The 12,524-nt window shown below is 55.1% G+C and carries 10 protein-coding genes and 2 pseudogenes; 10 read left to right on the top strand and 2 right to left on the bottom strand.

Annotation, left to right across the window (positions count from 1 at the left end; genetic code table 11):
- Positions 1-30 precede the first annotated feature (30 nt).
- The 8 genes and pseudogenes from ACP7D9_RS02720 (at position 31) to ACP7D9_RS02685 (ending at position 9,950) form a co-directional block, all read left to right on the top strand.
- A complete protein-coding gene (locus ACP7D9_RS02720; protein WP_426155522.1) occupies positions 31-651 on the top strand; it encodes a hypothetical protein in 621 nt (206 codons plus the stop codon).
- A gap of 280 nt (positions 652-931) precedes the next feature.
- Positions 932-4,429, top strand: a complete 3,498-nt coding sequence (gene tssI, locus ACP7D9_RS02715) for a type VI secretion system tip protein TssI/VgrG (RefSeq protein WP_426155520.1) — start codon at positions 932-934, stop codon at positions 4,427-4,429.
- Positions 4,422-5,072, top strand: a complete 651-nt coding sequence (locus ACP7D9_RS02710; RefSeq protein WP_313001507.1) for a DUF2931 family protein — start codon at positions 4,422-4,424, stop codon at positions 5,070-5,072. The genes tssI (ACP7D9_RS02715) and ACP7D9_RS02710 overlap by 8 nt, the downstream gene beginning before the upstream one ends.
- A 61-nt stretch (positions 5,073-5,133) precedes the next feature.
- A pseudogene (gene tssI, locus ACP7D9_RS02705) lies at positions 5,134-6,324 on the top strand (type VI secretion system tip protein TssI/VgrG); the annotation flags it as partial.
- The gene (locus tag ACP7D9_RS02700) at positions 6,321-7,889 is read left to right on the top strand and encodes a hypothetical protein (protein ID WP_426155517.1); all 1,569 of its coding nucleotides are present in this window, start codon (positions 6,321-6,323) and stop codon (positions 7,887-7,889) included. The pseudogene tssI (ACP7D9_RS02705) and the gene ACP7D9_RS02700, both read left to right, overlap by 4 nt.
- 3 nt (positions 7,890-7,892) lie before the next feature.
- Positions 7,893-8,834 (top strand): PoNe immunity protein domain-containing protein, encoded by a 942-nt coding sequence (locus ACP7D9_RS02695; protein WP_426155515.1) that lies wholly within the window; start codon positions 7,893-7,895, stop codon positions 8,832-8,834.
- Between the two features lie 357 nt (positions 8,835-9,191).
- A complete protein-coding gene (locus tag ACP7D9_RS02690; RefSeq protein ID WP_313001527.1) occupies positions 9,192-9,461 on the top strand; it encodes a DUF2790 domain-containing protein in 270 nt (89 codons plus the stop codon).
- Between the two features lie 90 nt (positions 9,462-9,551).
- Positions 9,552-9,950, top strand: coding sequence for a hypothetical protein (locus tag ACP7D9_RS02685; protein WP_313001529.1), 399 nt, complete (start codon positions 9,552-9,554; stop codon positions 9,948-9,950).
- Here the strand turns inward: ACP7D9_RS02685 and ACP7D9_RS02680 are convergent.
- Positions 9,947-10,216, bottom strand: a complete 270-nt coding sequence (locus ACP7D9_RS02680; RefSeq protein WP_426155595.1) for a DUF1652 domain-containing protein — start codon at positions 10,214-10,216, stop codon at positions 9,947-9,949. The genes ACP7D9_RS02685 and ACP7D9_RS02680 overlap by 4 nt on opposite strands.
- Positions 10,217-10,586: 370 nt before the next feature.
- Here ACP7D9_RS02680 and eco point away from each other — a divergent pair, with 370 nt between their 5' ends.
- Both eco and ACP7D9_RS02670 read left to right on the top strand, forming a co-directional pair.
- On the top strand, positions 10,587-11,072 hold the full coding sequence (eco, locus tag ACP7D9_RS02675; protein WP_101157258.1) for a serine protease inhibitor ecotin: 486 nt from the start codon (positions 10,587-10,589) through the stop codon (positions 11,070-11,072).
- Positions 11,073-11,086: 14 nt separating this feature from the next.
- Positions 11,087-11,392: an NIPSNAP family protein gene (locus ACP7D9_RS02670; protein ID WP_101157256.1), complete on the top strand. Its 306-nt coding sequence runs from the start codon at positions 11,087-11,089 to the stop codon at positions 11,390-11,392.
- 30 nt (positions 11,393-11,422) lie between these two features.
- On the opposite strand, the pseudogene ilvA reads toward ACP7D9_RS02670, so the two are convergent.
- Positions 11,423-12,412 (bottom strand): annotated as a pseudogene (ilvA, locus tag ACP7D9_RS02665) (threonine ammonia-lyase, biosynthetic); the annotation flags it as partial.
- Positions 12,413-12,524: the final 112 nt, after the last annotated feature.

Below are 12,524 nucleotides of genomic sequence, written 5' to 3'. Positions count from 1 at the left end.
GGCCTTTTTGCGCACGACGGAAAACAGCTCTTGAATCACAGGCACATCTTCGCCCTCCTGACCCTGGCCACCCTGCTGAGCGGTTGCGGCACCTCGCCGCCCCGCTCGCCGGAAGACATCTGCGCAATCTTCCGCGAGAAAAGCGACTGGTACGACGCTGCGCAAGTCACGCAGAAACGCTGGGGCGTGCCGATCCAGGTGCCGTTCGCGATCATGTATCAGGAATCCGGCTACCGCTACGACGCCAAGACGCCGCGCAAATACCTGCTCTGGGTGATTCCGTGGGGCCGCGTCTCAACCGCTTCCGGTTACGCGCAAGCCAAGGATGAAGTCTGGGCCGACTACCAGAAAAGCACCGGCCGCAACTGGGCCGATCGCGAAGACTTCGACGACGCCATCGACTTCGTCGGCTGGTACATGGACAAGACCACCTCGATCAACGGCGTGTACAAATACGACGCCTATAACCAGTACCTGAACTACCACGAAGGCTGGGGCGGCTTCCGCAACAAGACGTACGCGAGCAAAGCCTGGCTACCGCCGACCGCGCGCAAGGTGCAGAACCGTTCGGATCTGTATGCGCAGCAATATGCCGGGTGCAAGGAAGACTTGAATCGCGGGTTCTGGAGCCGGTTCTGGCATTGGTTGTAGCGGTGTTGAAGACGCCATCGCGGGCAAGGCCCACAGGACCTTAGTGAACGCCGATTTTGTGTACACCGGAGAAACCTGTGGGAGCGGGCTTGCCCGCGATGGCAATCTCTCAAACACCATCAAAGTCTATGAAAGGCCCGATTTCACTGACCCAAATCGCCCTCCTAAGGGTTTTCCCTATGGCACTGACGCCCCACACCTACGCCATTTGCGCCTTGAATGAGGCCGTCTAATCCTGCAACATCCATCACCTGCTTATTCAACGGACGGAATTCAAGGCATGCTGGACGCCAATGCAACCCACATCACCCTCTCGATCGAAGACGCCAACGCCGACCTGCAAGTCCTCAGCTTCACCGGTCGCGAAGCCCTCAACGAACCGTTCCGTTTCGACCTCGAACTGGTCAGCGCCCGCCCCGACCTGAAGCTCGAAGAGCTGCTGCACAAGCGCGCCTGCCTGACCTTCGGCGCCACCGGCGAAGGCAAGATTCACGGCCAGGTCTATCGCATCGAGCAGGGCGACTCCGGCAAGACCCTGACCCGCTACAGCATCAGCCTGGTGCCGCAACTGGCCTATCTGCAGCACAACCATGATCAGCAGATCTTCCAGCAACTGACGGTGCCGAAAATCATCGCCCAGGTGTTGGAAGATCGCGGCATTCTCTCCGACGCCTACAGCTTCCAGCTCGGCGCCGAGTACCCGGAACGCGAGTATTGCGTGCAATACGATGAGTCCGACCTGCATTTCATTCAGCGCCTGTGCGAAGAGGAAGGCATTCACTTCCACTTCCAGCACAGCAGCAGCGGCCACAAACTGGTGTTCGGCGACGATCAGACGGTGTTCCGCAAACTGAAGCCGGTCAGCTACCAGCAGGACTCCGGCATGGCCGCCGAGAAGCCGGTGATCAAGCGCTTCAACCTGCGCCTGGAAACCCGCACCACCCGCGTCAGCCGTCGCGACTATGATTTCGAAAAACCCAAGCTGCTGCCCGAAGGCGCGGCGAAATCCGAGTTTGCCCCGGACCTGGAAGACTACGATTACCCAGGCCGCTTCACCACCCGCGAGCGCGGCAAGTTCCTCTCGACCCGCGCCCTCGAACGCCATCGCAGCGACTACAAACTCGCCGAAGGCAAAGGTGATGAACCGACCCTGACCAGCGGCCATTTCCTCACACTCGCCGAACATCCGCGCGCCGAGTGGAACGATCTGTGGCTGCTGCTGGAAGTCTTCCACGAAGGCAAACAACCGCAAGTGCTCGGCGAAAACGTCACCAGCGACGTCACCGACAACAAAAGCGATTTCCACCAGGGCTACCGCAACAGCTTCCTCGCCACCCCGTGGGACGCGCACTACCGCCCTGCCCTCGAACACCCGAAACCGAAAGTCCTCGGCAGCCAGACCGCCGTCGTCACCGGCCCCGCCGGTGAAGAAATCCACTGCGACCAGTACGGCCGCATCAAAGTCCAATTCCACTGGGACCGCGACGGCCAGTCCGACGACAAAACCACCTGCTGGATGCGCGTTGCCAGCGGCTGGGCAGGCAGTGCCTACGGCGGCATCGCCATCCCGCGCATCGGCATGGAAGTCCTCGTCACCTTCCTCGAAGGCGACCCCGACCAGCCCCTCGTCACCGGCTGCCTGTACCACAAGGAAAACGTCGTCCCCTACGACCTGCCGGCCAACAAGACCCGCAGCACCTTCAAAACCCTCAGCTCCCCGGGCGGCAAGGGCTACAACGAATTCCGCATCGAAGACAAAAAAGGCGCCGAACAGATCTACATCCACGCCCAGCGCGACTGGGACGAAAACATCGAACACGACCAGAAAATCCGCGTCGGCAACGAACGGCATGACACTGTTGAAGCTAACGTGTTGAGCGAGTTCAAGGTCGAAGAACACCGCATCACCCATCTGGACCGCATCAGCGAAATGCGCGCGGATGATCACCTGACGGTGGGAGTGACGCAGCATGTGAAGGTTGGGACTGGCCAGTTTGTGGAGGCTGGGACGGAGATTCACTATCACGCTGGTGACAAGGTGGTGGTTGAGGGTGGCATGGAACTCACCGCCAAGGCAGGCGGGAGTTTTGTGAAGGTTGATGCCGGTGGTGTCACGATTAGCGGCGCTGAGGTGAAGGTGAATACCGGTGGTGCGCCGGGCGTGGGGGCAGGGATTGGGATTCTGACGCCGCTCATCCCTGGGCTAGCGGCAGCAGATGCCAAGGGCAAACTCCTCAACGCACCACCGATGGGCAAATCTAGCCTTGTCCCAGAAGCGACTCCAGCAATAACCGCGCCAATGGTGGCAGATGAAGAACTCGAGGAAGAGGAAGAGGAAGTCGAAATCGAAGACATTACCCTGCGGATTGGGGTCTTTTTCGATGGTACAGGGAACAATCGTAGTAATAGTGAGCGGGTTTATGGCTGCTACGCACCGGATGTGAATCTGCAGGATCTCGCAGAGGAAATCCGCAAGTTCTGCGCGTCTCATGGCTATGACGGCAACGGTAGCACGCCCGATAACAGTTATGGGAATGACGTTAGTAATGTGGCTCGGTTGTATGACCTTTACCTCAACCAAGGGGATAAAGAGCTTCCTGCTGAAGCAGAAAAAGCGAGCATTCCTATTTATGTGGATGGAATTGGCACGAGTAGCACCGAAGAAGACTCTCTTTTTTCTCAAGCCACCGGTATAGGGACGATGGGAGTCAGGAGCCGAGTTGAAGAAGTACCGAGCAAGTTCCTGGAAGCAATTAAAGTCTTCCGGGATAACAATCCAGATAAACGCGTGAAAAAGATCGAGTTCGATATTTTCGGTTTCAGTCGCGGTGCGGCGGCGGCTCGTGACTTTGCGAATGAAGTTCTTAAGGGTGAGAAAAGTATTATTGCAAAAGAGCTACCTTCGGGTTCCCCCGCGTTGGCAGACGCCTTCAAGTGGCAAGCAAAAACAGACGTCTCAATCAATTTCATCGGTATTTTTGACACTGTCGCTGCTGTGGCAAATCCATTGATTTTCGATTTCGGCGGTCATGGCTCGTGGAATCCAGGTATTAATATTGCCTTAGGCCCAGATATTGCAAAAAAAATTGTGCACCTTGTCGCAAAAAACGAGCGTCGATATAACTTTTCGTTAAACAGCGCAGGGGCCGCAGACATCATTCTGCCCGGCGTTCATTCTGATCTAGGGGGAGGCTATCTACCAAAAGCCACTGAAAAAGTGCTGATTAGTAAGCCACGCCGAAGCGACGTCGAGCGGAGATCATTGGCGACCGAAGCTAATAGTTACAAACTCGCACAGCAGGATCTTCGCCGCATCCAAGACCAGATGGCTCAGTACGATTTGCCTCTCGAACTTCGGACGTGGGAGGTAAATTTTAACAGCATGGACAGAGATGATCGAACCCCCAAAAAGCATGTCTATGCGGCAGTAAGCAGCCAACGCGAAGTGCGTAGTGAGCTGTCATTGGTCTATCTGCGGATTATGCGTGAGCTGGCTATCGATAATGACGTCCCATTCGGGGAAATTTCTGATAACGATCCGAGACTTGCTCTACCGACGGAACTAGGTGAGATTTCTGAAAAGTTAATGGCATACGCATTGGGCAAAAGCAAAACAATCGGCCTGACCCTGCAACAAGAACAGCTGCTGTTTCAGCGTTATGTTCATCTGTCTGATAACTGGAATGCTGCGAAGGGATTAAACAACAGTGATCTTGGCATACTTTTCATTAATCGCCCCAATGATAACCTGCTACGGACGGTTCATCCAAATGAGTAGTTTTACTCGCTTTCTGCTTGCCGCCATGTTGTTGGTGGGTTCAACATTTGCACACGCAGGTTCGTTGCCATATGACGCTTGGCGGTTAGGTTTTTCAGCTCCTGACTACATGGAAGTTTGGATTGAAACTGCAGATGTTATCGATATGCAGGGGCAGGTATATCGACGGGCAATGAGCGGAGTTTCCGCTATTCATACTCCTAAAAATAATGCGGGCGACCCAAAGGGCTGGCCAAAAAGATCGGGTTGGGGGAAAGGCAAGTACGTTATCGGTGCAGATTTACCAAAAAAGATTTTTGTACGTTGGCAATCATTGGCGGAGCCGCAGACTTACCAAGTCGGCATTGATATACCTGAGTCAACCCGAGAGATTATGCGTACAGCTGAAAAAACATATTGCGAAGCTACAGGTAAGTGGACGACGGGTTACAGAAAAGCAATTGCAATCGGTCTCGCGCCGGGTGGCATCGCAAAAGTGTGGGTGCTTGGCCCATGTCTGACACCAATCGAGGTCACGCAAGTGAAGGCCGAGGTTGACCCACTTGGGCCATACGAAGGCAAATCGGGTGGTCGATACGATTCGCTCTCAGATAATTCCAAAAAATACGTCGAGACGTTCGGCGTGCCGTATGGCTCTTGGTGATGTAAGTGCACCGGTTTGATCTGTGAATTAACGATGCTGAGGGCTAAAAGTCCTATGGAACAAAGTCCTCGGCAGCCAGACCGCCGTCGTCACCGGCCCCGCCGGTGAAGAAATCCACTGCGACCAGCACGGCCGCATCAAAGTCCAATTCCACTGGGACCGCGACGGCCAGTCCGACGACAAAACCACCTGCTGGATGCGCGTCGCCAGCGGCTGGGCAGGCAGCGCCTACGGCGGCATCGCCATCCCGCGCATCGGCATGGAAGTCCTCGTCACCTTCCTCGAAGGCGACCCTGACCAGCCCCTCGTCACCGGCTGCCTGTACCACAAGGAAAACGTCGTCCCCTACGACCTGCCGGCCAACAAGACCCGCAGCACCTTCAAAACCCTCAGCTCCCCGGGCGGCAAGGGCTACAACGAATTCCGCATCGAAGACAAAAAAGGCGCCGAACAGATCTACATCCACGCCCAGCGCGACTGGGACGAAAACATCGAACACGACCAGAAAATCCGCGTCGGCAACGAACGGCATGACACTGTTGAAGCTAACGTGTTGAGCGAGTTCAAGGTCGAAGAACACCGCATCACTCATCTGGACCGCATCAGCGAAATGCGCGCGGATGATCACCTGACGGTGGGTGTGACGCAGCATGTGAAGGTGGGGATGGGGCAGTTTGTTGAGGCTGGGACGGAGATTCACTATCACGCTGGTGACAAGGTGGTGGTTGAGGGTGGCATGGAGCTGACGGCCAAGGCTGGTGGGAGTTTTGTGAAGGTTGATGCCGGTGGTGTCACGATTAGCGGCGCTGAGGTGAAGGTGAATACCGGTGGTGCGCCGGGGGTGGGGACTGGGATTGGGATTCTGACGCCTTTGATTCCAGGGCTCGCGGCGTTGGACGCCGCCGGCAGACTGATGGATACGGCCAAAGCCAATCCGACGTGGCTTGAACTAAATTTGCATTACGACAACCTTGAGCCTGTCCCTGGTGCCTCTTACCGCGTTGAGTTTGCAGATGGTTCAACTCGCGAAGGTGTGCTGGACAATGACGGTTTTGCCCGCCTTGAGGACGTCCCGAAAGGCCCGGCCAAGGTTTATTACGGTGAGGACCCGCGGCCATTCACCCGTGAAAGCGTGGCGGTCGTGCAGAACTCGGATGAAAAGGTTAACGAAGACCTGCGCAAACTCGGGCTCGACCCGAATCAGGTCGATTTACAGGCACTGGTGGAAAAAGCCGCAGGGAGGCTGACATGAGCGAGGCAGTAGCTGAAAGCGCGAACGACGGTGGCCAAGACCGTAGCGCCGCCTATCAAGAGGCTGCAGTTGAACTGGCGAAAGGTATCGCGCTGGGCGCAGTGCCGTTTCTGGGACAGGCCATTGACGCCTACGACACCATCGAATCCTCCATCGTCCTCTACAACGCAGAGTCGACCGATGGCAAGGAAGATGCGCAATTCGACCTGCTGATGGCCGTCATCGGCTGGATCCCCGGTCCCGGCGACGGCCTGAAAAAGAGCCTGCGAATCGTCAACAAAGACCCACAACGCTACGCCCCGGTGTTGTTCGACCTGCTGCGCTTCGTTCTGCAAGAGTGCGGCATCAAAACCAGCCCGGAAGAACTGCTCAAGCAGATATTCGACGCCGGCAAGCTGCGCGCCGAACTCGACGAAATCATCACCGGCGTAAAAGGCTCTTCGACTTTTCAAAGCCTGCCCAACTGGGCAAAGACCTCAGTCGTCACCGTCCTTGCCGCCTCCCGCGACAACATGCCGGCCATGGTCGCAATTGTTGAAAAGCGCTTGGTCAAATGGAAAGGCATGCAGCGCAACAGCTCTGCTGCCTCCTCCGGTTCAAGCCATCCGAAAAGAGCGGAAAAGCCTGCGAACAAAGATGCCGCCGTTGCAGCCAAAGGCACAGACGGTGCCAGTGGCACTCACTCCAATCAGGTCGAAGCCTCCAAAGTTGGTCTTCAGGCTCCTTCCAGCATTTTGAACGAGGGCTTGGGTGTCAGCGGCGAGCACATCGCCGACTACATCTGTGCCGTGGAGCTTGGCTGGGGCAAGGACTGGGATGGACACGACAAGGGCGCTGACGGTAAGTGGCTTGAGGGAGTGCCAAGCGCGAGCAAGTTGGGGAAACTTTCGGCGGGCGGCAGTCCCAAGGCCAAACATGTGTTGTACAAGCTCACGGACGGTGCTAACGGCACCGGGATAGACGCGGTTTGGCGGGCTAATCCCGCAAACAATGGCGGCGAAAAGTTCGCCATTGTGGAGGCAAAGGCAAGCCGTGATGAAGATGCACCGAAGTTCATGCGGAAACTGAATAATACGAGAAAGCCAGGGGTCGCATCGAAGTTAGGCGTTTCTGGGCTCACGGAACCGAGTGAACTCATAGAACCTGCCGAAAACGCCGAACCCACAGCCATCGCTGCAACCAAGAGAAAAATCAACAAAGGCAAGAAACAAACTCACGCCCAAAAAAGTGAGAAACCTACAACTAAAAAAATGAAAAGAATACTCGTGCAGATGAGTGACGAATGGATTGAGGAAAATCTGGAGAAAGCGGTATCGGGATATTCGCTACAACTGCAAGTAGCTGGCTCGTATAGTCGCCATTTGTTTTACACCCCTCTCTACCACATCAGCTCCAGCCCTAAGGAACACGCTAGCGCTCGCCTTAACAATACAAACGAATCGACTCATGAAAACCATAAAGCGTTCCACTATTCGGAAGTTGAAGTGAAGAGTTTTGTCAATAAACGTAAAAAATCATTAACAAAGAAGTATGGCATAATAGATTCGCTTAAGCTAGAGGTGTAAAAAATGACTAAAAGACAAAAATTCTTTAGCGAAGCTCATTATAAAAACTTTTTACGAGAGCACGACGAAGCAACTGAGCTTCTGAAAACCACTATATTCAAATCCGACACTCCAGAAGGCGAACAAACAATCCGCGCGAGATATATTCAGCGTTTGACACTTCGCAAGTTGACCGCGACTTATACGGCGGGAGAAGAGATTCAGTCTTTGATTCCCCTCCTTGAAAATTTAGTTGAAAAGTATGAGCTTAGGCAGGCCACGCTAGCGAAATCTGAAAACCTACCCGAAATATCACCGTTAGCCATTGATGATTGGGTGCATGAATATGAAGAATGCGTGCAAGTTATCAGTCTATGTATTTTGCTTCATCGCACAGACCTCCTTAAGCGATTCGTAAGACTGCTCGACAATGCGGGATATGCCGGTGACGACACACTATATGAAGACTTGCTCTGCAAAATCCTGCCTGACCGAACAGATGTAGATCAGTGGTATCACGAGGTTTATTCTCTTCTAATTCAAGCGATTTATGCAGATACAGGAGAAGAAGCTTCGGACCTTCTCAAGAAATTCTGTAGCCAATGGTATCCAGCTTTCAAACAGGCCCCTTGGCATGACACCCACCTTCAGGGAGAGGAAGGAAACTATGTTGGATACTGGGCTTTCGAGGCTGGCGCCGTTGCGTTTCTATACGGTATTGACGACAGCAAAATAGACCACATGGTTTATCCAAAGGATCTAGTTGAATACGCCCGCAACTATCAACCAACCAATAATTCTCAGGTCTTGCGAATCGACGGCGGCCAACCCTGCAGTAGAACTGGTTACTGGTTTACTCCTGCAAAATCTGACTCAAGACAACATTTCCAGCAAGGCGAGATTATGCCAAGATTCAGTGATTCCAAATGGGGCGAAACTATCTGGTACTGGTCTGGCGAAGAGTAACCATTGCCGCATCTCTCGGTTATGATCCGGGCTGTTGATAAGCGCTTGGTCAAATGAGCAGCTGTCTGACTGAATTCTCAATTTCTATATAACATCGCTTTGTAAAATGACACAGGGAACATTGATGTCGCTGACTATGAATAGCTCGAATGAACGACGATGGAAACGCCGATCTTCAGCAATCGTAATTCTGATTCTATAGCGCAGCTCATATTCACCGCGGTTAACTCAACCTTAACGCCACAGTCAGAGACTCCATACCACCGCACACCCTCAGCTCTGCCCCGCTGAAGCCCAGTGCGGCAGGCTCGCCCGGCTTCTTGCCCGGGCGCCTATCCGTTACGCTGGAGTCCTCTCATGAACATTCGTCCCTTCCTGCTCACCGCCACCCTCGCCTGCTGCTCATACGCCGCACTGGCCCAAGCCAACGACACCTCCGCCACATCTAATCAAACACCCTACCAATACGGCATGCCACTACACGTGGCGAAGGTGCTTTCGCTAACCGAACCGCCGACCCTGAAATGCAAAGTCATCACTGCCGACATGAAATACATCGACGACACCGGCAAGCCCGCACAAATCAGCTACAGGAAATTGTCTGACGCATGCAGTCAGCAGAACTGACAGACGATTCTGAATTTCCGGTTGGCCGTAGGCGTGGGGTGGTTTCGGCGGGTATGCTCGGGGCCTTCACTACTGCCGCAAGGATTGGCCATGCAGTTGTCGTTCCGCACGTTGTCGAGCTTCACTTCAATCCTGTGTTTTCTGCTGGCGCTGGTCTGGGGATTTTTTCCGGAGGTGTTGCTGGCGATCTGGAGTATCGGTTATTCGGATGGCACCGGCGTAGTCGCTCGGCGCAGCGCGGTGCTGTTTGCGGCGTTGGGGGTGATGTTTTATTTGCTGCGCAATGCTCCGCCCTCAGCAGCACGCAGTGCACTGAGCAATGGTTTCATCGTTGGCTGTTTCGGTTTGGCGGCGTTGGGTTTTGGCGAATGGCTCAATGGCCATGTCGGCCCCGGGATTTTGCTCGCGGTGCTGGTCGAGTTCGCGCTGGGCCTTGGTTTTGTACAGGCCCGGCGCGTGACGGTCGAACTGGGTGAACCGGTCGGTTAAACGGCTCGAGAACGAGCGCTGGTTTGATGTGTACTGGTTTGCTGAGCGAGATCTGAACGCAGGCCTGCGACCAGATTGTTGATTTCACGGCAGCTGTTCAATCGGCTGGCGTCGATTCCGCTGACGTAGAGATCCGCTTGGTCGGTTCGATGGTCGCCAAATACTTTGACGGACATCGACAAGTCGGGTGTCAACGTGCACTGGCAGCGTTTCGGCAGGAAGCTGCTTTCAATGATGTTGCGTAGTTCCAAGGCAGATAAAAACATGGCGAACCCTCTCCTTTCTGTGCGATTGCCAATCAAGTATTCACGCTGACCCTTTGCTGCGCCTTCGCGGGTGTGCCCCCCGCTGTTTCCTTGGTGCGGCAAGTGGTGGTACTGCGAAATGCCCATTGGAGTGTAGGCGCCCAAATCCGGTGCGCCTCACCGAGAGCACGCATAAAACGTGCCTTTGATCGGTTCGTTTTGCTTCCTTCAAAATCAAGCACTTGGAAAAGTGGCCAGTATCCTGCTATTTGCAAAATGCATGAACCGACCATCCGTCCCCTGCAATCTGCAATCTCTGAGCGAATTTGCTTTCGAAGTCTATGACGGCAAGAATGTCTCCCATTGCAATTCAACCCGCACGGAGGCTTCCATGAATTCCTTACGCATTTGCGCGATCACTGGCCTGTTGATCGCCAACCTTGCCACCCTCGCCCACGCCGCCAAGCTCGAAGACGTGGCGCCGTATCCCAAAGCCGAAGCCGGGTTTACCCGACAGGTCATCCATCTGCCCAAGCAAGAGCAGGAAGAGAATTTCCAGGTTGAAATTCTCGCTGGCAAAACTCTGGAAGTGGATTGCAACCGTCAACGTCTGGGCGGTGTTCTCGACGAAAAGAACCTGCAAGGCTGGGGCTATCCGTTCTATCGCCTGGAAAAGGTCATCGGCCCGATGAGCACGATGATGGCCTGCCCACCCGGCAGTCAGAAAAAACGTGCTTTCGTTCCGGTCGTCGGTGACGGCTTCATGTTGCGCTACAACAGCAAGTTGCCAGTCGTGGTGTACGCGCCTTCGGACGTCGAAGTGCGCTATCGCATCTGGTCGGCGTCGGACAAAGTCGGCACCGCCCTGCAGGAATAACCGGAGCCCAGCCCTTGATTACTTGCCACGTCAGATATGTGATCGATCCTTATCAGTTGGCCGCGTTCGAGGCTTATGCCATAGCCTGGCTCGACATTGTTGAGCGTTTGGGCGGCACCCATCACGGCTACTTTCTGCCATCCGAGGGCGCGAGCAACATCGCTTACTGCCTGTTCAGCTTCCCGTCGCTGGCCGATTACGAAAGCTATCGGCATATCGCAATGACCGACTCGGAAAGCACCGCATTGGTAGCCGATCTGGTCGAGAAGAAATTCATTGTCAGTTACGAGCGCACGTTTCTGCGCCCGTTGCTGCCCTGATCAACATCACGCCGGCACGCCGCAAGCAGCGGCGCGCTCGGCAACATGGCGCAGGCTGTCGAAGTTGATGTTCGCCCCTGAATCGATGGCGATGAGAATCTGACCGCGAACGCCACTGCGCGCGACGTACTGCTTGATCCCCGCTACTGCCAGGGCACCGGATGGCTCGGTGATCGAACGGGTATCGTCGTAGATGTTCTTGATCGCGGCGCAGAGTTCATCGTTGCTGACCGTGATCACTTCATCTACGCAGAAGTGGCAAACTTCGAAGCCATATGCGCCGATCTGCGCCACTGCCACACCATCGGCGAAAGTACCAACGCTGGGCAAAACCACACGCTCATCCGCGCGCAAAGCCGCCTGCAGGCAGGCCGAGTGCTCAGACTCAACGCCGATGATCCGCACTTCCGGGCGCAAATATTTGACGTAAGCCGCGATGCCGGCGATCAAGCCGCCGCCGCCAACCGGGATGAAAATGGCGTCCAGCGCGCCTTGATGCTGCCGCAGGATCTCCATGGCCACGGTTCCTTGGCCGGCGATCACGTCTGGGTCATCGAACGGTGAAACGAACGTGCACCCCGTCTGCTCGGCCAATTGCAGCGCATGAGCCAAGGCAAACGGGAAGCTCTCGCCGTGCAGCAATGCTTTAGCACCGCGACTGCGCACGCCCAGTACTTTGAGCTCAGGAGTAGTGGACGGCATGACGATCGTCGCGGCAATGTTCAACTCCCGCGCCGCCAGCGCTACACCTTGCGCATGATTACCTGCCGATGCAGTGATTACTCCCCGAGCTTTCTGCTCATCGCTCAGTTGCACGAGCTTGTTGTAGGCACCACGAATTTTGAAAGAGAACGTCGGTTGCAGATCTTCGCGCTTGAGCAGAACCCGGTTGCCCAGTACTTCCGACAACGCCGGCGCCGACTGCAATGGTGTACGCAGCGCAATGTCGTAAACCGGCGCAGCCAGGATCTTTTTCACGTAGTGCTCAAGCAGTGCTTGCTGGTCGGGGCTGTGCGGCATGGTCGTCTCCTGACATTTTTCAGTACCCCGGAGACAGAAAGTAAAAACCCGCCTCTAGGGCGGGTTGGGTGCTGCAGTCGTGAGCTAGCCCGCCAAATGAGGAATGGCGGTA

The organism is Pseudomonas sp. TSRC2-2 (assembly GCF_049897785.1).
Taxonomy (GTDB): domain Bacteria; phylum Pseudomonadota; class Gammaproteobacteria; order Pseudomonadales; family Pseudomonadaceae; genus Aquipseudomonas.
This window is presented reverse-complemented; position numbering and strand designations above follow the sequence as displayed.

Coding starts and splice junctions, on each gene's coding strand:
- tssI (WP_426155520.1), top strand. CDS start 932: ATGCTGGACGCCAATGCAACCCACATCACCCTCTCGATCGAAGACGCC.
- ACP7D9_RS02710 (WP_313001507.1), top strand. CDS start 4,422: ATGAGTAGTTTTACTCGCTTTCTGCTTGCCGCCATGTTGTTGGTGGGT.
- ACP7D9_RS02700 (WP_426155517.1), top strand. CDS start 6,321: ATGAGCGAGGCAGTAGCTGAAAGCGCGAACGACGGTGGCCAAGACCGT.
- ACP7D9_RS02695 (WP_426155515.1), top strand. CDS start 7,893: ATGACTAAAAGACAAAAATTCTTTAGCGAAGCTCATTATAAAAACTTT.
- ACP7D9_RS02690 (WP_313001527.1), top strand. CDS start 9,192: ATGAACATTCGTCCCTTCCTGCTCACCGCCACCCTCGCCTGCTGCTCA.
- ACP7D9_RS02685 (WP_313001529.1), top strand. CDS start 9,552: ATGCAGTTGTCGTTCCGCACGTTGTCGAGCTTCACTTCAATCCTGTGT.
- ACP7D9_RS02680 (WP_426155595.1), bottom strand. CDS start 10,216: ATGTTTTTATCTGCCTTGGAACTACGCAACATCATTGAAAGCAGCTTC.
- eco (WP_101157258.1), top strand. CDS start 10,587: ATGAATTCCTTACGCATTTGCGCGATCACTGGCCTGTTGATCGCCAAC.